13 protein-coding genes are annotated in these 20665 nt (G+C 66.6%); 9 read left to right on the forward strand and 4 right to left on the reverse strand.

The genetic code is table 11. The features are described from left to right. Positions 1 to 30 precede the first annotated feature (30 nt). A complete protein-coding gene (locus KF833_14840) occupies positions 31 to 2805 on the reverse strand; it encodes a CHASE domain-containing protein (protein ID MBX3746583.1) in 2775 nt (924 codons plus the stop codon). Between the two features lie 489 nt (positions 2806 to 3294). On the opposite strand from KF833_14840, the gene KF833_14845 reads away from it, so the two are divergent. The 4 genes from KF833_14845 (at position 3295) to KF833_14860 (ending at position 5600) form a co-directional block, all read left to right on the forward strand. Then, complete coding sequence (locus KF833_14845; GenBank protein ID MBX3746584.1) at positions 3295 to 3714, forward strand: zf-TFIIB domain-containing protein; 420 nt, start codon at positions 3295 to 3297, stop codon at positions 3712 to 3714. A 54-nt stretch (positions 3715 to 3768) separates the two neighbouring features. After that, positions 3769 to 4941, forward strand: a complete 1173-nt coding sequence (locus KF833_14850; protein MBX3746585.1) for an aminotransferase class I/II-fold pyridoxal phosphate-dependent enzyme — start codon at positions 3769 to 3771, stop codon at positions 4939 to 4941. A 133-nt stretch (positions 4942 to 5074) separates the two neighbouring features. Further along, positions 5075 to 5323 (forward strand): type II toxin-antitoxin system prevent-host-death family antitoxin, encoded by a 249-nt coding sequence (locus KF833_14855; GenBank protein ID MBX3746586.1) that lies wholly within the window; start codon positions 5075 to 5077, stop codon positions 5321 to 5323. Then, complete coding sequence (locus KF833_14860) at positions 5316 to 5600, forward strand: hypothetical protein (protein ID MBX3746587.1); 285 nt, start codon at positions 5316 to 5318, stop codon at positions 5598 to 5600. The genes KF833_14855 and KF833_14860 overlap by 8 nt, the downstream gene beginning before the upstream one ends. Before the next feature lie 194 nt (positions 5601 to 5794). Here KF833_14860 and KF833_14865 read toward each other — a convergent pair whose 3' ends face one another. Beyond that, a complete protein-coding gene (locus KF833_14865) occupies positions 5795 to 6028 on the reverse strand; it encodes a hypothetical protein (protein ID MBX3746588.1) in 234 nt (77 codons plus the stop codon). Between the two features lie 1160 nt (positions 6029 to 7188). Next, positions 7189 to 9291 carry a right-handed parallel beta-helix repeat-containing protein gene (locus tag KF833_14870; GenBank protein MBX3746589.1) on the reverse strand — a complete coding sequence of 701 codons (2103 nt, stop codon included), beginning with the start codon at positions 9289 to 9291 and terminating at the stop codon, positions 7189 to 7191. 127 nt (positions 9292 to 9418) lie between these two features. Here KF833_14870 and KF833_14875 point away from each other — a divergent pair, with 127 nt between their 5' ends. From KF833_14875 to KF833_14890, 4 genes are all read left to right on the forward strand, one after another. After that, on the forward strand, positions 9419 to 10318 hold the full coding sequence (locus KF833_14875) for a metallophosphoesterase (protein ID MBX3746590.1): 900 nt from the start codon (positions 9419 to 9421) through the stop codon (positions 10316 to 10318). Between the two features lie 31 nt (positions 10319 to 10349). After that, positions 10350 to 11354 (forward strand): MoxR family ATPase, encoded by a 1005-nt coding sequence (locus KF833_14880; protein ID MBX3746591.1) that lies wholly within the window; start codon positions 10350 to 10352, stop codon positions 11352 to 11354. A gap of 356 nt (positions 11355 to 11710) precedes the next feature. After that, positions 11711 to 12502: a hypothetical protein gene (locus tag KF833_14885; protein ID MBX3746592.1), complete on the forward strand. Its 792-nt coding sequence runs from the start codon at positions 11711 to 11713 to the stop codon at positions 12500 to 12502. 6 nt (positions 12503 to 12508) lie between these two features. Beyond that, a complete protein-coding gene (locus KF833_14890; GenBank protein ID MBX3746593.1) occupies positions 12509 to 14899 on the forward strand; it encodes a hypothetical protein in 2391 nt (796 codons plus the stop codon). Between the two features lie 297 nt (positions 14900 to 15196). On the opposite strand, the gene KF833_14895 is transcribed toward KF833_14890, so the two are convergent. Continuing rightward, on the reverse strand, positions 15197 to 16423 hold the full coding sequence (locus KF833_14895; protein MBX3746594.1) for an ATP-binding protein: 1227 nt from the start codon (positions 16421 to 16423) through the stop codon (positions 15197 to 15199). 42 nt (positions 16424 to 16465) lie between these two features. Between KF833_14895 and KF833_14900 the strand changes: the two genes are divergently transcribed. After that, complete coding sequence (locus KF833_14900; GenBank protein ID MBX3746595.1) at positions 16466 to 20428, forward strand: hypothetical protein; 3963 nt, start codon at positions 16466 to 16468, stop codon at positions 20426 to 20428. Positions 20429 to 20665: the final 237 nt, after the last annotated feature.

Genomic DNA, 20665 nt, shown 5'->3' on the forward strand with positions numbered 1-20665 from the left:
GGCGCGTCTGGCGGGAGCGGCCCGACCGATTCAGCCGCCGGCCTGGGCCCTTCCGGCGAGGACTGCGATGGCGTCTTCGAGAGCCGTCGCCAGTTCGGGCAGGCGCAGCGGCTTGGTGAGGAAGCCGTCCATGCCGGCGGTGAGGCAGGCGTGTTCGTCCTCCTTCATGGCGCTGGCGGTGAGGGCGAGGATGACAGGACCCGCGGTGCGCGGTTGCCGGGCGCGAAGAACGCGGGACGCCTCGCGCCCATCCATTTCAGGCATGTGGACGTCCATCAGCACCACGTCGCAGGGGGAGCTCTCGAGGTGCTTCAAGGCCTCCACGCCGTTGGTGACGACATTGGCTTGATGTCCCAGGCGGGCCAGTTGGGCGAGGATGACGCGCTGGTTCACGGGATTGTCCTCGGCGACAAGGATGCGGAGCGGGGAGCGTCCGGGAGGTTGGGGGGGTGTGCCCGGGCGGGCGACGTCGGACGCGACGACCGGCGGGCGGGTGGGAGTCGGTGCGGCGGGGGCGGCGGGGGCGGCGGGGGCGGCGAGGCGGGCCGGGAAACGGAAGCGGAAGGCGGTGCCCTGGCCTTCGCGGCTTTCCACGGTGAGGCTGCCGTTCATCGCCTCGGCGAGGTGACGGGCGATGGCCAATCCCAGTCCGGTGCCGCCGTAGCGGCGCTGGGTGGAGGCATCGACCTGGCTGAACGGCTGAAAGAGGAGGTCGAGCTTGTCCTCGGGGATGCCAATGCCGGTGTCGCGGATTTCGACTTCAAGCGTTGCATGGTCGTCCTGGAGGGAGACCGTCCGGGCCAGGAGGGTGATGGAACCGGCCGGGGTGAACTTGATCGCGTTGCTGAGAAGGTTGAGGACGACCTGGCGGATGCGGCCGGCGTCGCCCTCGATGGGATTGGGCAGGTTGGGGTCGGCGGACGATTCCAGGGACAGGCCCTTGGACATGGCCTGAGGCAGGAGGAGCTTGCGGCAGTCGTGGAGGACGGCGGTCAGGTCCAGAGGGACCGATTCCAGACGGATCTTGTTGGCCTCGATCTTGGAGAAATCGAGGATGTCGTTGAGCAGGCCGAGCAGGGTTTCACCGCTTGAACGGATCGTTTCGAGGTGCTCGCGCTGAACCGGATCGAGGCGGGAGTCGAGGAGCAGTCCGGTGAACCCGATGATGGCGTTCATGGGGGTCCGGATTTCGTGGCTCATGGTGGCGAGGAAGGCGCTCTTGGTGCGGTTGCCCGTCTCGGCCGCGTCGGCCAGGCGGTTGGCGTGGGCGATGGCCTCTTCGAGCTGCCGGTTGATGTCCATCACTTCGCGATGGGCCCGCTCGGCCTCCCACTTGGCCGAGCGCAAGGCGTCCTGCGCCTGTTTCTCCGAGGTAATGACCTCGGTGAACATGATGATCCCGCCAATCCCGCCCGAGGCATCCCTCCAGGGTTCGATTTCCCAGCGCAACCAGTCCACCCGCCCGTCCGCCCGCGCGAACGGGTCCTCGTCGCAGCGTTCGACGGCGCCTTCCAGGCAGCGCCGATGGATGGCACGCCAGCGGTCGGGGATATCGGGAAAGATCTCGTAGTGGCTGCACCCTGTGAGTTCGCGGTTCCCCAGGTGGTACTCTTCGATCCATCGACGGCTGGCCATCAGGTAGCGCATCTGCCGGTCGAACATGGCCACCGCGGCCGGGGCGTGTTCCACGAACTGCCGGAGCAGGGCCTCGCGGAAGCGGAGTTGGCGGGTGATGTCGTCGGCCAGTTCGGCGGCCCGGCGGCGGGTGTCGGCCAGGGCTCCCATCAGACTCACCAGGACCAGGCTGAGGAGCAGGCCGCCAGCCCCCACCAGCCAGGGTTGGGCGGTGAGGTGCGCACGCTCGAATTCGCGGGTCGAGACGAAGCGCAGGCGCCAGGTATGGCCCCCGTGCTCCAGTCCCCGCTCCACTTCCCATCGCGGGGCACGGTCCGCAGTGGACAGGGGATCCGCCGACTCCGGGTGGATGCGGACGGTGTGACCACCCTCGGAAACCTCGTACACGGAAACCAGCGGGTCGCCGGCGTCCGAGCCCGTCAGGTGACGGAAGAAGTTTCCGATGGCGACGGGAGCGAACACGTACCCGAGCGGATCTGCGGGCGCTTCCGCCTCCAGGGTGCCGGGGGCGCTCGGTGGAAAGGCCGTGGTGGCGAGGAGGAAGCCAGGTGGAGGTTCTTCGGGTCCTCCCGTCGGCAACGACAATCGGGCCGACATGACCGTTCCGCCGTTTGGATCGAGGCGGCCCAGGGCGCGCGCTGCCGCGGGTTCGGAGAACAGATCGAGACCGAGGGCGTGGCGGAACGGGCCGTCCGACGGTTCCAGGTAGAGGACGGCCGAGAGCGGGTCCTGGAGGGTTCGCGGATGGACGCGGTAATCCGGGAATCCGCTGGCACGCAGGATGGATTCGTGGGCCTCGACCCCGCCGGGTTCCAGGCGCAGGGCGAAGCCGAATCCGACGAGGCCCGGGTTCCATTCGAGGATGCGGGCGTGGGAGACGAACTCGGTCCATTCCCTCCTGTCCACATGGTCGGAGGCCGGGAACAGGCTGGCGGCGGTCCGCAGGAGCTGGTCGTAGTCCAGGAGGCGTCGCTGAATGCGATAGGTGGTTTCATCGACGAGGGCATGGAAACGTGTCTCGCCCTGCTCGATTTCACGGAGGCGCACGGAATGCCATGCCAGCCCCGTGATCGCCAGGCATATCGTGATGACGGCGTGGCCGGTGGTGCGGTGCCGGAACCAATCGAGGGGACAGCTCCGGAGTCTTTCCGGTCCTGTTGCGCGAGGCACGGCTGGTGATGACGCGGGCACGCTGAACGCTTGGGCCGTCCGGGGCACGGGAGATCATCCTGGCCGGATGGGTTCGCGCTGCGACCCCCGCCCTTCACGATCTCCGGCGAGGGGACGCGGCTGCATCCGCGACCTCGGTAGGTGCCGAGGATCGGGCACTCCACCGGACCCTTTCACGACGGTTCTGTCAGTGGCGGTATCGGACGGATGGCACGGGAGCTTTAAGGAGAAACGGTTGAGCGGGGGTGGTCGGGCACCCTGGCCGGTGCATCCCGAAGTTGTGGGTACCGAGCTGGCGAACCGGAGGGACGAGCTCCGCGAGTCCTCAACCCAACGCTCCACACCGTTGCGGCCTCGTGGAACTCGGCCCTCCGAAGCGCCGCCTGGCGAAGTTCGCACCCCTCCCCACAACTCCGGGATGCCTGGCACCCTGGCGATCCGGCCACAGGAGACTCGCCGTTTCCGGAGCGTCGTCGCTACCCTCGGGCCATGAAATGTCCGGCGTGCGGCCATGAGTTGGTGACGCGAGCGGCTGGGTCCATCGCGGTGGACGTGTGTGACGGCGGATGCGGGGGGGTCTGGTTCGACAACTTCGAGCTGCGCAAGATCGACGAGGCCGGGTCGGAAGCGATCCGCGAAGTGGCCCGCGAGATCACGGTCGAAGAACGACCGCTGGCTCCGAGGGCATGTCCGAAGTGTCGAGGGCAGAGGATGATGCGACGGTATTTCAGCCGGCTGAAGCGGACCGAGATCGACGAGTGTCCGGCCTGTGCGGGGATCTGGCTCGACGTGGGCGAGTTTGACGCGATCCAGGAGGAGCTGCTGGCCATGCCGGAGAAGCCGGGCCGCAATGCCGCGTTGAACCATTCGGTTTCCGTGATCCGGGGGCGTCCGTCGCCGTTGGGCTGAACTCCGGCCGCTCCTTGCCAGTGGCGACCCGGTTGACCTAGCGTCGGCGCCCCTATGAGTGCGCAGGCCGAGGAGTCGTTCGTGGCATCCCATGTGCGGGACATCCCGCGATCGGGCATCCGCGAGTTTTTCGACATCGTGGCCAGCCAGAAGGAAGTCATCTCGCTGGGCGTGGGGGAGCCGGACTTCGTGACGCCGTGGCACATCCGCGAGGCGGCCATCTACGCTCTCGAGAAGGGGCGGACCACCTACACCTCCAACCTGGGGACACCCCAATTGCGCGAGGCGCTGGCCGGGCATCTGGAGGAGAAGTTCGGCGTCCGGTACGATCCCCGCACGGAGATCCTGATCGCGGTGGGGGTCAGCGAGGCCATGGACCTGGCGTTGCGGGCGATCATCGATCCGGGCGACGAGGTGATCTACCACGAGCCGTGCTACGTGAGTTACTCGCCCAGCATCGCCCTGGCCCATGGCGTGCCGGTGCCGGTGGCGTGCCGGGCGGAAGACGGGTTCGCCGTGCGTGCCGAGGCGATCGAGGCGGTGCTGACGCCACGGTCCAAGGCGTTGCTGCTGAACTTCCCGACCAACCCGACCGGCGGGACGATGACGCGCGGGGAACTCGATGCGATTGCCGCGCTGGCGCAGCGCCATAACCTCCTGGTGATCACCGACGAGATTTATTCCGAGCTGACCTTCGAAGGGGAGCACGTCTCGATCGCGTCGCTGCCGGGCATGCGGGAGCGGACCATCTTCCTTCACGGCTTCTCGAAGGCCTATGCCATGACGGGGTTCCGGATCGGGTACGCCTGCGCGCCGGTGGGCCTGACCGAGGCGATGATGCGGATCCACCAGTACTCGATGCTGTGCGCCAGCATCATCAGCCAGGAGGCCGCCCTCGAGGCGATCCGCCATGGCGAATCGGACACGATCGAAATGCGGGAACAGTACCGGTTGCGGCGCAACTTCGTTGTCAGCGCCTTCAATGCGATGGGATTGCAGTGTCACCTGCCCCGGGGATCGTTCTACGCCTTCCCGTCGGTGGCCTCGACCGGCCTTGCGTCCCGGGAGTTCGCCCTGCGGCTCCTGAAGGAGGAGAACGTCGCGTGCGTGCCGGGCGGCGCCTTCGGGCCGAGCGGGGAAGGGTACCTGCGTTGCTGCTTTGCTACGTCCCTCCCGCAGCTCGAGCAGGCGGTGGAGCGGATGGAACGCTTCATCCGCAGGCTCTGAAGCGCTTCCAGGACCACCCCTCGCCAGATGGTGGGACTCGCGGACAGGGCTGTCCGCGCTCCAGTCGCCATTCCCGGCTTTCGCCAAGGAAACGCGGTTTACAGTCGTCAACCATCATGCTACGTGGATTTCCATGAAAAATACGGTGACCACCACGGAAGCGCAGGCGCAACTGCCCCGGCTGCTGCGACAGCTCCCCGCAAGGAAGTCGGTGACCATCACCAGTCATGGGCGGGTCGCCGGTTTCCTGGTTTCCAAGGAGCGCATGGAAGCCATCATCGAGACGCTGGAGCTCCTGGCGAATCCCAAGGCCATGAAGACCATCCGAAACTTCGAGGCCGGGCGTTCCCAAGGCAAGGACATTGCCTGCCTCGATGAATAGAGTCATCGTTCACCCGCAGGCGGAGGTCTTTGTGCGGGCCCTGCCACCCGAACCGCGCCGTCTGGTCCGGGCCATGAAGAGGCTGCCCGCCGGGGACACCAAGGCACTCGAGGGGAGGCTGTCCGGGTACTGGAGATTGCGGGTCGGTGGCTATCGGATCCTGTACGCCGACTCGGTGAAGGATCGGGTCCGCACGTTCGATTGCCTGTTCGCGGAACGGCGGTCGTTGGTTTACGAACTGTTCGAGCAGATCCTGGTCGAGGAAACGCTCAAGTGAGCGGCTGTACCGCAGGGCCCGCCGGTGCTGACTAAAGCGCTGGCTGAAACGTCGTTTCGGGCGCGGGACCCACCCAGCGGTCCCAGTCCACGTAATCCGGCACGGGCTGCCCGGGAAACCGGGGTCCCGCACGACCGCCCGGCACGGAGACCTGGATCTCGCGGATGGCGCCCAGCCGGCCGTTCAGCGCCAGCTCACAGGCCCAGCGGAACCCCGGGTTGCGCCAGAAAAGCCAGCATGCCCGAATGCCCCTGCTCCCACGCCCCGATCACACCCAGGGTCACTTTGCTGTTCGGGGCAGGCTCGGCGCCCCGCCCCAGCACCCGCGCCGGGACAAAAACAGGCGCCACCGAGGCGGCCAGGACGGATCGCAGAAGCGACCGTCGCGTGGACGGCAGACAGTGACACCGGGACCGGGCGGGGTTCATCAGGCCACTCGTCCAAAGCCGCCATCACGCGTCAACACCGCGACTCCGCCGTCCTGCGATCCATGGGTTCGCTTGCGGTGGACACTCGCGATCCGTCACCTCCACGCCCTCCCGGAGCGCATCTCCGAGTTGTCGGAAGATGCAACGGAATCGGGGTCGGGGTTGCACTCGGAATCGGTATCGACAGGAGCCAGGAAGCTTCGCGCATCCCCGGAGTTCGTTGCGGTTCGATTCCGATGCCGACTCCGCCCCCGACCCCGACGGTCCCCTCGTCGTATCCCTCGACCGATCGCATCTCCGACAACATGGAGATGTGCCCGGGTTCCCCTCGTACTCGTCATCGTAATCGTACTCGTAATCGTACTCGTAATCGCCCAGCCCAGTTCGCACGTGGAATGGGAGGACCGAACACGATCGAACCCATCGCACCTGCCACAAGGCGACAATCGAAAAGGTGTGTCTGCGGGATCGATGACGAGTACGAGTACCGCCCTTCGGGCTGAGTACGAGTCGTGCGAGGGGTGGATTAGGGGAGTTCCAAGAGTTCCGATAACCTGGGATGCGCCGGTCTCGCGGATCGTTTCTTGCCACCCGTGGACGGCCGGGTGAAGGCTCGCGTCATGGGTGCGAACCCGCCGCCCGATGTGGCGATGGACCGGCCCCGAGTCAGCCGCGTGGCCCGGGCTTCGCGGCAGGCCGAGATCGAACGCGTCGCCGCGATGACGATTGAGGAGCGGGTCAGGGCCGCGTGATCGATGGGGGACCGGTTTGCCGGGATTTCGCCCGTTCCGATCGACGCCAGGAGGAAGGGCTGAGCCGTAGCCATGCAGTAAGGTCGGGCGCGCTGGCTTGATCTTTTCGGGCAAGAGCTTCGTCGTTCGCTCGTTACGTATCTCGGTTCCGATACGCGCCTCGATCACTCCTCGTCTTGCCCGAAAGCCTGCGGCGCCATCGCTTTCCTCCTTACTGCATGGATACGGCTGAGGGATGCCGGATCCCGAGTCGATCATCGAGGTTGCGGAGGGGTCGCCCGGATCCTGGAACAGCACGGCGTGGGAGCCGTGGTGATTGGCGGAGTGGCCCTGGCCGCCCACCGTTAGGTGCGGTTCACGGACGATCCGTCTTGTGCGCTCATACCATGAACCGACGGATCCGGGCTTTCACCGGAGCAGGCGCTGGCGATGGGGATCCTGGTAGAGTCCGATGCGGGCGAAGGGGATGTCGGGCAGGCCCAGGCGGCGGGCATCGGCGTCGGACCAGACGAGGCGCCCGTCGGGGCCTTCGCGGAGAAGTTCGGGATCGTCGAGTTCGCGGTTGTCTTCGAGGATCTGGCGTCCGGGGGAGCGGAGGAGGAGGCGGGCGCAACGGAGGGCGACATTCCCGGAGAGGCGGTTGACGTCGTGATCGTCGGCGAGACGGGCGAGAGCGGGGTAGCGTTCGAGATAGAGGGCGCGGTCGATGGCGGGATCGTCGAGGGCGTTGCGGACGAATTCGCGCCAGCGCCGGTCGCCCCAGGCGGTGAAGCTCACGGCGGCGCCGCAATCGACGAAGAGGTTTCCGACGAGGTGATTGTCCTTGCCGCCGTGGATCTGCACACCGCCGAAGCCGACGCGTCCGGCGGAGGAGCGCTGGAAGACATTGCCTTCGATGAGGACACCGGAGATGGCGTCGTCGAGGCGGATGCCGGCCTGACCGGTGGGGGATTCCTCGGCGCGCCCGTCCCAGTTGCCGAGGTGATGCCAGTAATTGTGGCGGAAGACGATGCCGCGGTAGGTGGCGTTGCCCCAGAGATCGGCACCGCCCTGGTCGTCGGACTCGAGGACGACGCGGTGGACTTCGTTGAGTTCGATGAGGTGATCGTTGCCGCCGACGCGGAAGGCGCTGCTGGCCACGTGGTGAACGAGGTTGTGGGCAAGGCGATGCCCCACGCCGTCCAGCCAGACGCCCGGGGTGTAGGTGTGGTCGATGCGGGAGAGGTGGTGCAGATGGCAGTTTTCGACGACGTGCGCGCCGGGCGAGAGGGTTTGCCGGTTGCCGCCGGCGATGCGGAGCGCGCCGCGGCCGAGGGTGTGAAGGTCGCAGGACTGGACACGATGCCGGTGGCCGCCGTCGATTTCGAGGCCGGTGCCACCGAGTTTGCGGATGGTGCATCCGACGAAGCGGCAGTGGGCGCCACCGCGGACCTGGATGCCATCGGCGGCGCCGAGTTCCCAGGCGATTCCCTCGAAGGTGACGTGGGAGACGTTGTCGAGGACCACCATGGGTTCGGCGAGGAGGGAGAGTTCGACGAGGGCGTCGTCGAGGGCGCGATCAGGAGTGCGGGGCGGGAGGACGAAGAGGCGGCCGGAGGCGCGGTCGAGGTACCATTCCCCGGGGGCGTCGAGTTCGGAGAGGATGTGGATGGCGTGGTAACGCTGTTGATGCCGGTACCCGTAGCGATGCCAGGGCGGGGCGAGTTCAATGGAACGCTGGCCGGGGTCGATGCGGGCGATGCGTTCGTAGCCGTCGGCCCAGTCCCAGAACCAGTAGCCGTAGAGCCAGGCGTCGGGTTCGCCGATCCAGCGGGCTGGCCGGTCGCCGGCGTAGCGGAAGCGGCCTTCGACGGTGCCGCGTTTCCCGTCCCATGCGGGGAGGGTGAGCGGACCCAGGACTTCGTCCGTGTGGACAAACCCGTCGTTGGGCCAGCGGGCCATGGGGAGCGGTTGATGATCGACGAAGAGTTCCATCACCGGGTGGGTGCGGAAGCCGCGTCCGCTTCCGAACCCGCCCAGTTCCAGGGGCAGCCAGCGTTCGATGCCGGCCGAGCGCAGGTCGAGCTGGCGCACCTGGGTCCGGACGTTCTCGGGCAGTCGCGTCCCCGGGCCCTCCGCGGTGGCTGGTGTGAAGCCGCTGAGGCGCCGGCCTCCGGAGAAGCGGGGCTGCGCCCGGTCGGCGGCTCGATAGACGATCGGGGCGGTGTCGGTGCCGGAATCGGCCTGGGTGAGCCGGAAGGTGGAGCGAACGGGGTATTCGCCGTCATGGATCCACACGGTCACACCGCCCTCGGGCAGGGGGCGGGGCAGGGCGCGGATGGCGTCCCGGGCGCGTTCGAGGGAGGCGAAGGGGCGTTGGGCATCGCCCGGGTGGGCATCGTCGCCATGGGGCGCGACATGCCAGGCCGCGGCGCCCCCGGCACCGTCCGCCGGGAGCGGTTGCAGCGGGAGGAGGACCAGGGCGGTGGCGAGGGCGCTGCTGGCGGGCGGAAGGCTCACGGTGAGGCGCATGGGGAACATCCTGCGAACCGGCAGGGATCGCGCCACGCGAATTGTGGTGGTTGAAGGGCCCCGGTTTGGCTTGTCCCGGCCGGCGGATCGCGATTCGCTTCGGGGATCGCGAAACGAAAGGCCGTTCATGCCCGGACTCCTGTATCAACCTGTGGATCGTCGCCGATTTCTGAAGTTCGCCGGCCTGGCCGGCTCGACCCTGCCGTGGGTGGGGCAGGGGGTCCGGGGGGCGGAACCGGACAGCGCTCCGGACCGGCTGCATCTCGCCCTGCTCTCGGACACCCACATTCCGGGGGACCGGAAGAACGGGCATCGTGGCTTCAATCCGTGGGAGAACCTGCTCCGGATCGCGCCGGACGTGGTGGCGGTGCGGCCCCAGGGGGTGATCATCAACGGGGACGCCGCACGTCTGGCCGGTTACCTGGAGGATTACCAGGAACTGGCGGCGCTGTTGAAGCCGGTGGCGGAGGTGGCGCCGGTCTATGTGGGATTGGGGAACCACGACGATCGGGCGAACTTCTTCCGGGTGTTCGAGGCGCCGCCCGGACAGCGCCAGGAGATTGCCGGGAAACACGTGGTGGTCATCGAGCATCCGGCGGTGCGGGTGGTGGTGCTGGATTCGCTGTTGTACGTGGACAAGGTGGCGGGGTTGCTCGGACGCGCGCAGCGGCAATGGCTGGCGGATTTCCTCCCGGCGCAGGCGGATCGGCCGATGGTCTTCTTCGTGCACCACACGCTGGGCGACGGCGACGGGGACCTGCTGGACGCGGACCGGATGTTCGAGCTGTTTCGTCCGCATGCCCACGTGAAGGCCGTGTTCTACGGGCACTCGCACGTGTGGGGCATCCGGCAGCGGGACACCCTGCAACTGATCAACCTCCCCGCCGTGGGTTACAACTTCCGGGACAGCGATCCGGTGGGCTGGGTGGATGCATGGTTCGATCCGACCGGAGTGGACCTGACGTTGCGGGCCTTCGCCGGGAACCGCGAAGAGGACGGGCGCAAGACACGGGTTCGCTGGCTCTAAGCGGAAGACGGGGGGCAGTTCCTGGAAACGCATGACACTGGAGGCGCGCATTGCGGGGTTCCGGGAGGCTTACGGGCGTCTGCGGACGGAGATCGCCAAGGCGATCGTGGGCCATGAGGGGATCGTCGAGGGCACGCTGGTCGCGTTGTTCGCCGGGGGTCATGTCCTGTTGGAAGGCGTTCCGGGTCTGGGTAAGACGCTGCTGGTGCGAACGCTCGGCGAGGCGCTCGACCTGTCGTTCAGCCGCATCCAGTTCACGCCTGACCTGATGCCCGCAGACATCGTGGGGACCAACCTGGTGATGGAAGACCCGGACGGTCGGCGCGGATTTCAGTTCCAGCCCGGGCCGGTCTTTGCCCATCTGATCCTGGCGGACGAAATCAACCGTGCGACGCCGAAGACGCAGTCGGCGCTGCTCGAGGCGATGCAGGAGCGTCAGGTGACAGCAGGCGGGGCGATGCGCCCGCTGGAGGCGCCGTTCTTCGTGCTGGCCACGCAGAACCCGATCGACCAGGAAGGCACCTACCCTTTGCCTGAGGCGCAGTTGGACCGGTTCTTCTTCAAGTTGCTGGTCGGGTATCCCACGGCGGCGGAACTGACCGAGGTTCTGGAGCGCACCACGGGCGGCGCGACTCCCGACGTCGGCAAGGTGCTGGACGCTGCCAGTCTGGAGGGGATGCAGCGGCTGGTCCGTGAAGTGCCGGTGGCCAGCGCGGTGCGCGACTACGCCGTGCGGCTGGTGCTGGCCACGCATCCGGGCACGGCAACGGCGATGCAGGAGGTGACCCGCTGGGTGCGGTACGGGAGCAGTCCGCGCGGAGCGCAGGCGATGGTCCTCGCGGGCAAGGTCCGGGCCCTGGCCCGGGGCCGGTTCCACGTCGCCTGCGAGGACATCGCATGGGCCGCTCCGATGGCCCTGCGTCACCGGTTGATTCTCAACTACGAGGCCGACGCGGATGGCGTCACGGCGGATCGCGTTGTCGATCATGTGCTGGCGGGTGTGCCACCGGATCCGGACGTGGATGCCGCGTCGTGAGGCGTGGGGGCGAATGGGGAATGGCGAACGGCGAGTGGCGAGTGGCGAGTGGCGAGTGGGGGGCTTACAGGGAGAACTTTGAGGTGCGAACTTCGCGAAGCATCGCCTCGGAGGGCCGGGTTCCACGAGGCCGCAAGGATGTGGAGCGTTTGAGGACTCGCGGAGCTCGTCCCTCCGATTCGCTGCCCTCTCAGCCACAACTCCGGGATGCACCGCTCGCGAGCAATGAATCGGAAGAGGGGGTTGCCTCATGCGGGACGGGATCGGTATAAACCGCGAGTCTCTTCCCCGTGCTCCTGCGATCCCGGAGGCGGTGTGCGCCGACGGAATCGGGGCGTTTCGGTGGGGCGACCGTCATGGGCCGATTCGTTGAACATCGATGGTTGGGGCTGGCGGCGTTGCCGTTTCTGGCGGCGGCCCTGCTGGCGGTTGGATCGTGCGGGACGGTGCCGCGGACGGTGGTGGTGCCGCCGCAGATCGCGGGGGCGACCTTCGTGGGCAACGACCAGTGTTACTACTGCCACACGAACTACGCCCGGACGTTCCAGGGAAGCGTGCATTTCCGGGTGCGGGCGGACGTGGGCCAGTTGCCGGGCGGGACGAGTTGCGAGAGTTGCCATGGGCCGGGAAGCCTGCACGCGGCGGCGCCGCAGGACCGGGCACGGCTGATCGTGAATCCGGGGAAGGACCCGCAGGCCTGCTTCAGTTGCCATCTGGATGTCCACACCCAGTTCCGGCTCCCGGTGCATCATCCGGTGCTGGAGGGGCACATGAACTGTGTGCAGTGCCACGATCCGCACGGGCGCGAGATCTTCAAGCCGGCGGGCGGGTTGGGAATGGCCCGGCTCAACGAACAGTGCGCCGACTGCCACCGGGAACAGGCGCGGACCTTCGTGTTCGAGCACGAGGCGATGCGGGACGGGTGTGTGAGCTGCCATCAGCCGCACGGGTCCATCCACGCGAAGCTCCTGACCGAGCGGGATTCGAACCTGTGCCTGAAGTGCCATGCCCAGGTCCAGGCAAGGCCCAGCGAAGTCTTCATCGGCAAGGTCAACCACACCGCCCTCCTGTCGATGGGAAGCTGCTGGTCCGCCGGATGTCATACCGCGGTGCATGGGTCGAATTTCCACCCGAAGATGCTGTACTGAACCGCCGTGAACCTGTCGTCACCCATATCCTGGCGGACCCGGAGCGCGCGGTTGCAGCAGTGTCTGGGCCTCGCTGCGGGCGTGGCGGCAGCATCGGTTTCGGGGGCGGTGGATCCGGCGGCGTTGCCGCCCGCGGCATCGGGGCCGGTGTCGTTCGATCGCGACATCGCCCCGCTGTTCGAGCGGACGTGCCTGCGGTGTCACGGACCGGAACGGCCCCGCAGCGGGTTCCGGCTGGATGACCGGGATCTGGCGTTGCGCGGGGGCCATGAGGGCGTGGCGATCATTCCGGGCGACAGCGCGGCCAGTCCGTTGATCCATTTCGTGGCGGGTCTGGTGGAGGACATGGAGATGCCGCCGGTCGGGCAGGGGGATCCGTGGACGCCGGAGGAGATCGGGTTGGTGCGCGCCTGGATCGACCAGGGGGCGGCGTGGTCGGAGGCGCCGTCGTCCCCGCAGATCACGGCCAGCGTGACCACCGCGGTGCAGTTCTTCACGGTGAGCGGGAATGTGGCCCGGTTCCGGGAACACCTGGGGACCGCGGCGGGCTGGGGAGGCGGGGTGGCGGACTTCGCCCTGAAGTACGATCTCGATGCGGCCACGCGGGTGACGATGAGCGGCCGCGCGATGGCGGGTCCGGACGATTACCGGTTCGAGACGCGGGTCGAGCGGGACGAACTGGGCTGGGTGCGGGTGGCGTACCGGGAGTTCAGCCGGTTCCATGACGACACCGGCGGGTACGATCCGGCGTTGGGGGTGGCGGCGCCGAGGTTGGGGGAGGAACTGGTGGTGCGGCGACGTCATGCGACGATCGAGGTCGGGCTGGACCTGCCCGACTGGCCGGATCTGCGGCTGGCCTACGATCTCCATACACGGGATGGCACCGAGGCGACGCTGCATTGGGGGGCGGTCAGCCGGGATGTGGTGACGCGGGCGGTGTTTCCCGGGCGGAAGCGGGTGGACGAGACGACGCACCGGCTGACCTTCGAAGTGGGGTACGACTGGAACGGGCTGCTGATTTCAGACCAGGCGCAATTCGAGTGGCACGACCAGGACAACCTGCGGACCAGCTACGAGTTCGCCGATCCGCCGTTCGATTTTGCGACGCGGACCCGGGACCGGCAGGACGCCTGGCGCGGGGCCAACGTGCTGCGGCTCGAGAAGTCGGTGCGCGACTGGCTGTATCTCTCGGGTGGCTACCTGTTCTCCCAGTTGCGCGATGTCGGGGGGTTCAGCGTGGAAAGCTTCGCGCCGTCGGACCCCACCCTGCCGCCGTCACTGGACTGGAACGCCGACGGGATGACGTTGCGGCGGCGATCCCACGTGGCCAACGCCAACGCCATGCTGGGGCCCTGGGAGAAGCTTCACTTCTATGCCGGGCTCCAGGCGGAATGGACCCGGCAGGAGGGGTTTGCCGGGGGAACCGTGTTCGGTGCGCGGCGCACCTACGATGCCAATCTCGACCGGGCCGCCACCGAGGAGACCTTCGGCCTGCGCTATGCCGGGCTTCCCTGGACCGTGCTGTACGTGGAAACGCGGTTTCAACAGGACTCGATCTCCCAATTCGAGGAGGGGTTGGCGGACGAGACGCAGGCGTTTCTGCGGGACACCGACGCGACGGGCAACCTGCATGAGGTGGTGGCCGGGTTCTCGATCTCGCCCTGGCGCCCGGTGAGCCTGCATGCCCGGTATCGTCACCGGGATCGACGGGACGACTACGAGCATCCGCGGGACGTGGATGTGTTCTCCAGCGGGAACGGGTATCCGGCGTTCATCCGGTCGAGGCGGACGGAGACGGACGAAGTCGAGGCGCGCGTGGTGTGGCAGGTGAGGCGGGGATTGAAGGCGACGGTGAAGTACGGCGTGGCGGCGACCGACTATCGGACCCGCACGGATGACTGGGAGGATTTCAGGACGTTCCCACCAACGCCGCAATCGGGCGGAAGCCTGCTGGCGGGACAGTATGACGCGCATACCCTGTCGGCCGGGCTGGTGGTGAATCCGTGGAGCCGGTTGTATTGGGCGCCCACCTTGTCGTGGACCGACAGCCGGAGCCTTTCGGGGGTGAACAACGACCGCGAGGTGGCGCCTTACAAGGGGCATGCCTGGCACCTGCTGCAGACGGCCACCTTCCTCGTGGACGAGAAGTCGGATCTGCTGGCGACGTACCTGTATTCGAGTGCGAACTACGGGCAGGAGAATTCGGATTTCACCCTGCCGCTGGGGATCACCTACACCCGCCACGCCGCGACCCTGGCGGTGACCCGGCGCTTTCATCGGGACCGGCTGCTGCGGCTCGAGTATGGGTTCTTCGGGTACGACGAGCCGACCCTGGGCGGCGCGGCTGACTACACCGCCCACGGGTTCTTTGCGAGCTTCCGGCTCCCGTGGCCGTGACCTTCCGGCGTGTTCCCACCGCGAAGCACCATTTCGGAGGGCCGGGTTCTACGAGGCTGCAAGGGGTGGGGTGGGTTGGGAGGCTCACGCTGAAGCGTGTACACCCAACCGTTGTGGCCGGGTGGGGACGTGGGGGGCACGGGATTTGGCTGCACTCCGTTGGGTGTGTAGGCTTTCGTGGGCCTGCGGCGCCGATGGCGATTTCGATTTCGAGGGAAGGGGGTGATGCGGAGCAGGGTTGGACCTCCTGGCTAACGTCTGGACCGCTCCGGGTCCCTTCGAGCAGAGCCAACGGGCTCAGATCTCTGGCCCCGCCTGGTTTTCAGGGTGTAAGAGCCTCGATGCAGGCGAATCGCCGCCCAGGTCCGGCAATCGGTGCAGGTTTCTGATGCCGACGGCCTGAACGACATCGTCGATGGCGTAGTCCTTCTCTCCGGGATAGACCATGTAGAGCTTTCTGAGCTGCAGGGCCTGGATGGCGGCGGTCATGGAACGGGTGCGCCGTGGGGCATCGCCCGACTTGAACTCGAACCCGATCAGTCCACCTGGACGAGGAAGCACAAGGTCCACCTCCGCCCCACTCTGCACAGACCAGGTGAACATCTCTTCCTCGCGGATCTGGAAGAGGCAGGCGATCTGTTCGATGCCGAAGCCCTCCCATGAGGCCCCAATGTGCGGCGTGCAGGTGAGCTGGGCTTCGGTCCGGATGTTGAGGAGCGCGTGCAGCAGCCCCGTATCGCGGAGGTATAGCTTCGGAGCCCGTCGCAGGCGCTTTGCCGCATTGTGGAAGTAGGGCGGGAGTTCCCGCACGAGGTAGATACCCTTGAACAGCTCGACGTAGCGCTGGATGGTGCGGTTGTTGACCCCGAGGAGGGCGGCGACCCTGGCGTGGTTCCAGTACTGACCGTGGTAATGGGCCAGGAGCCGGAAGAAGCGGTAGGTCTGCTCGGAGGTGAGGCGGAGTTCGGTCAAGGCGGGCAGGTCGCGGGTCAGAACCTGCGCGATGTAGTTTTGCCGGATCTCCATGGAAACCGCCTCCAGTTCCCGGCAGTAGGCCGCGGGGAACCCGCCGCGAATCCACAACCGATTCCAATCCCCGGGCCCGACTTCGGACAAGGAGAAGCCGCCCAGTGAATGCAATCGTACGCGCCCGGTCAGGCTCTCCGAGGCGCCGTGAAAGATGCGGGGTGAGGTGCTGCCTGTGAGGATGAAGCGGGTTTGGCGGTCCCGGCGGTCGGCGAGGGCCCGCAACTTTTGAAATAGCGCAGGCATCTCCTGAGCCTCATCCATAACAACCACCCCATCGAGGCCGTCGAGGATCCGGAACTGGCTCTCCTCCAACCGCACGCGATCCACCGGTTGGTGAAGGTCGAAGTAGTGGTCCGGCGATGTGGCGAAGTCCCGCACCAGCGTCGTCTTGCCGATCTGCCGCGGGCCGAAAACGATCGTCACCGGCCAGTGGGCCAGTCCCGCCCGGATCCGATCCAACTCTCCCGGGCGAGGAATCTGGTTGACATGCTCCATTTCCTGTAAATTATGTAGTAGCGCTGCATAACTGCAAGAATAATGAGCGAAGAGAACCAGGCATCTCGCCTTGATCAGCATCTCCGTCTCCGACTGGCGGATCTGTCGGCAGTGGGTTTTGAGCAGTTTTTTCTGCACTTCCTCAACGCCGGGATTTCCCTGGCCGTCGATCGGGGAGGAGAACGGATCGAGCGGAAGGTGATCGAGGCGATCACCTACGCTGCGGGGACCGGTCGCAATCAGAAGGGCATCGACCTGCTGGCCAAGATGGAGGGGGGGGAAACTTGGGCCTTCCAATGCAAACGCCGGAAGACCTGGGACGTCGGTGCAACCGGGAAGGCGGTGGAGGATGCAACATACCCCGCTCAGCATTACTTCCTGCTGGTGGCCTGTGATCCGCACCAGGACGTGCAGGATTTGATGGCACAGTACGCCAACTGGAGTTTCTGGAACCTGGACCGCATTTGTCAGGAGGTCCGCATGCGGGTTCCGAAGCCGATGCTGCCTCGGATCCTGCATTTCCTGGCGCCCGAGGAACTGGCGCGGTTCGCGCCGTTTGCGACGGATGCGCTGGTGCCCGCCATGGAGTACTTCGCGCCGATGTCGCGGCCCGGGCATTCGTTCCACCACGACCACCCGTTGATCGGACGCCGGCGGGAACTGGCGGCGCTGCATGCGTTTGCCGGCGATCCCCGGGCAAAGGTCCTGAAGCTCTCCGCCAAAGGCGGTGAAGGAAAAAGCCGCCTCCTGAAGGAATTCGCCGGGACGGTCCCGCAGGAGGGCCAGCCGGAAGTGCTGTTCCTGAATCCCCACGCCACCGGCGATCTGACCCTGGCGTTGTGGGAGCAGGATGTTCCGCGGGTTCTGGTGGTGGATGATGCCCACCGCCTGGATCGGGTGTCGGCGGAGTTGCTCGCGCTGGTCCGCAACGGGTCGGCGACGAAACTCCTGCTGGCGATGCGCCCGCAGGGAAGGGAAGCGGTCGATGAGCGGCTGCGCGACCAGGGATTCACCGAGGTCCCGACGATCGAGCTTCAAGCGCTGAAGGAGAAGGACAGCGTGGCGCTTGCAGAGGAAGCGCTGGGCCCCGGGCACAAGGAGCACGCCGGGGAACTGGCCGCCCGGACGGGTTCCAGCCCGTTTCTGACCGTGCTGGCAGGGAACCTCATTCGCCGGGGGACCCTTCGATGGGCAGGCTGGCATTCCGATGACGCGTTTCGAGCCGAGGTGTTCCGCTGGTTCGAACGCGAGAACCTGGAACCGTTGGATGAGACCCGTCGCGGGCCCGCTGAGCGACTGCTGCGCCTCATCGCCCTGCTGGAGCCGGTGAACCCGGACGAACCGTTCCATCAGCGCGGCGCGGACTGCCTCGAGATTCCGAAGGTCGAGGTGGAGGCACTGCTGCACGGCTTGCAGGCCACAGGAGTCGTGTCCCCCGAGCCGGGCAACATTCGTGTCATTCCCGATCTCTTTGCGGACTTTCTGGTTTTCGAGACGGTCTTCGATCCCTTGCGGCGCCTGCCACAATTCGCCCGAACCGTCCTCAAGCTGTTCGTCGAGGACAGCACGAAGCTCCTGCGGAATCTCGCCGAGGCGTCCTGGGTCGCCAGCGCGCAGGCGATCCCCCACAACGATTTGATTCGGCCCCTGCTGGATCACGAATTCGCCCGGTTCGATGCGGCGGACGGTTGGGAGCGCCTGCGCATGATCCACGAATGGTCCGCCTTCTCCGTGTACCTTCCCGCAGAGTCGCTGGAGCTGGCCCGGAGAGCACTGGGGCGAAAGACGCCGCCTGTGGAACTGAACGGGGCGTCCACCGACCGCGACGGGCACTACGATGTCACTTTGCGGGACGGCGTGTTGGCGGGGCTTCCGGCCCTCCTGAAGCCCGTCGCACTCTGGCACGACGCGCAGCGGCACGAGGCGCTGGACGTCCTGTGGACGCTGGGCCTCGATGCGCCTCGCGGGGCCGCACAAGGCGGCGAGAATCACCCTTGGTCCGTCATTTCCGAGGTGGTCGGATTCTCGTCCCGCAAGCCGCTGCACGTCTCGAAGGAGGCGGTGGGTTGGGTGGCGGGATTGGCACGGCGTCCTTCCGTCCGGAAGGTCATGGAATCCAACCGTTCGGTCCTCGGCACACTCCTCGGGCCATGCTTCGCGCGGTACGTGGAGTCTTCCGAATGGCACGGCCGCACCGTGCGTTGGCACCAGTGCGAGGTGAACATCGAGGCCACGGCGCCGGTGCGCACCCGTGCGCGGGAAATCCTCGCGGAGTTGATCAACCAGGACTCATGGCGATTGGCACTGGACGCCGTGCGTGCGGCGGAGCGGGCGTTTCAACGGACCGCGGGTTTGGAGGTCGCCTGGATGAAGGATCCCAAAGCGTTCCTCACCTCATGGCTGCCGGAACGCGAGCTGGCCCTGGGCTTGCTGACCACAGCCTTGGCCCGGCATTCGCACCCGATGGTGCACTGGACTGTGCGGCAGATGCTCCAGTGCGCCCTGGCCCGGGAGGAGGACGAGGCGTTTGGAGCGAAGCTGCGCGATGTGCTGGCCGCAGTGCGGGACGATCTCGACCTGCAGTTGCTCGGAGTCATCCTTTCGGATGGCTATGTTGAACTTAGGGAAGAGCCTGGTGCGCCGAAGGGCGAGGCGCGGAACGAGACCATGGCACGCTGGGAGGAACGGATCGGTCGGGTGGTCGACGCGTTGGTCGCGGCGCGGCCGACTGCAACAGAGGCGGTGGAATATCTCGATGGGTTGGTCGCGGAGAGCCTTGAGGCGGGATATTTCCCACGACTCGGAGAGCTGCTTCCGGTGCTGGCTCGGCGTCACCCGGAGTTGGCGGGTGCCATGGTGCCGGCATTCCACGCTTCGGGCCGCATCCCGGAAATCGCCGTGGCCTGGTATCATCTTCTCTTCGGATTGACGGACGAACCGGGCAGGGTCTGGCCGTTGCTTCGGGAAGCGGCGTCGCACCCGCGAACCGAGGTTCGGCGCGGAGTGGTGGACTACCTTCGATTCCGGGACCGCAAGGAGGTGGTGATCACCCCGGATGAACAGCTTCTGCTCGAGGAGATGGCCGGCAGTGCCGGAACTGACGAGATGCTCGCCCTCGTCCGGTTGGTGCAATGGGCCGGCGAATCCTGTGCGGAGTGGGGATTCCGTCTGCTGGGTAGGCTGCGCCTTGCCGAGATGACCGAGGCGCAGCATGGAGAGGTGCTGGCCGCCCTCAATCCTTATGGGGTGAAACGCGTGGCGCCCCCGGAGGCGACGGTACGTCACGTCCTGAATGCGCTGGTTGCCGTGCCCGAAATCATCGCGGACCACGAAGGCGGCGGTTTCCAACGCGCCGTAGAGCTGTATCCAAGGGTGGTCTATGACTTCGTGCTGCAACGCATTGCGGTGGGCGAACGGCTCACCCCGGAGGCCGGCTACCGGCCCCTGCCGTGTCCCGGCCTTGGCCGCTTTCGCCTTCCGGGACTGGACAGGGCGCCGGACTTTCCCGCCATCTGTGAGTTTCTGTGGCAGAAAGTGAGTTCACCGACAGTCAGCTCCCCACACAACGCCTGGTGCCAACTGTTCCAGGCCGTCGTCCTGGACCACATCGAGTTCTGGCTGCCCCGGCTGATCGAGGCGATCCGATCTGCGCCTACAATCGAGGATCTCAGGAATTGGCTGAACCTGATTTGCTTCGACGGTTCGCTGGTGATTTTTCGCTTCCCGGAACTGACCTCCGCCGCCTTGCTGCGGGCCGAGGATCTCGACGGCACCGTGGGGTCCAGGCGGATTCGCGCAGCCCTCTACCACGTCACCGGTCCGTCGGTCCGGGGCTTCACGGATGGCGAACTGAACCGGGACAGCGACTACGTCGAGGCCGAGGCCATTCGGGCCGCGGCGACGCACGCCAAGGACCCTGTCCTGGGTCCCTTCTTCCGGTGGATCATGGCCGTGGAACAGGGTGACCGTGAGGACGAACGGCGCCGGCATATCCTGGAAATGTGATCCCGCTGCCGTGGAGGGGTGCGTTGGATGTCATCGAACCCCGATTCAGCCCGCATGCGCGCTACCAGAGCTGCGAGTTGCCCTGTCCCTTGCGCCACCGATCCTGTTCCTCGCAGTTTCCTGCCTTGAACACCGAGCCGCGAGGACGCGGATACGGACTCAAGATCTCCATCGAAATCGAAATCGGGGTCGGGACTTCAAATTCCGCGATTCTCTTTCGAGGCGGATTGCGGATCG

The organism is Verrucomicrobiia bacterium, assembly GCA_019634625.1.
GTDB lineage: Bacteria > Verrucomicrobiota > Verrucomicrobiia > Limisphaerales > CAIMTB01 > CAIMTB01.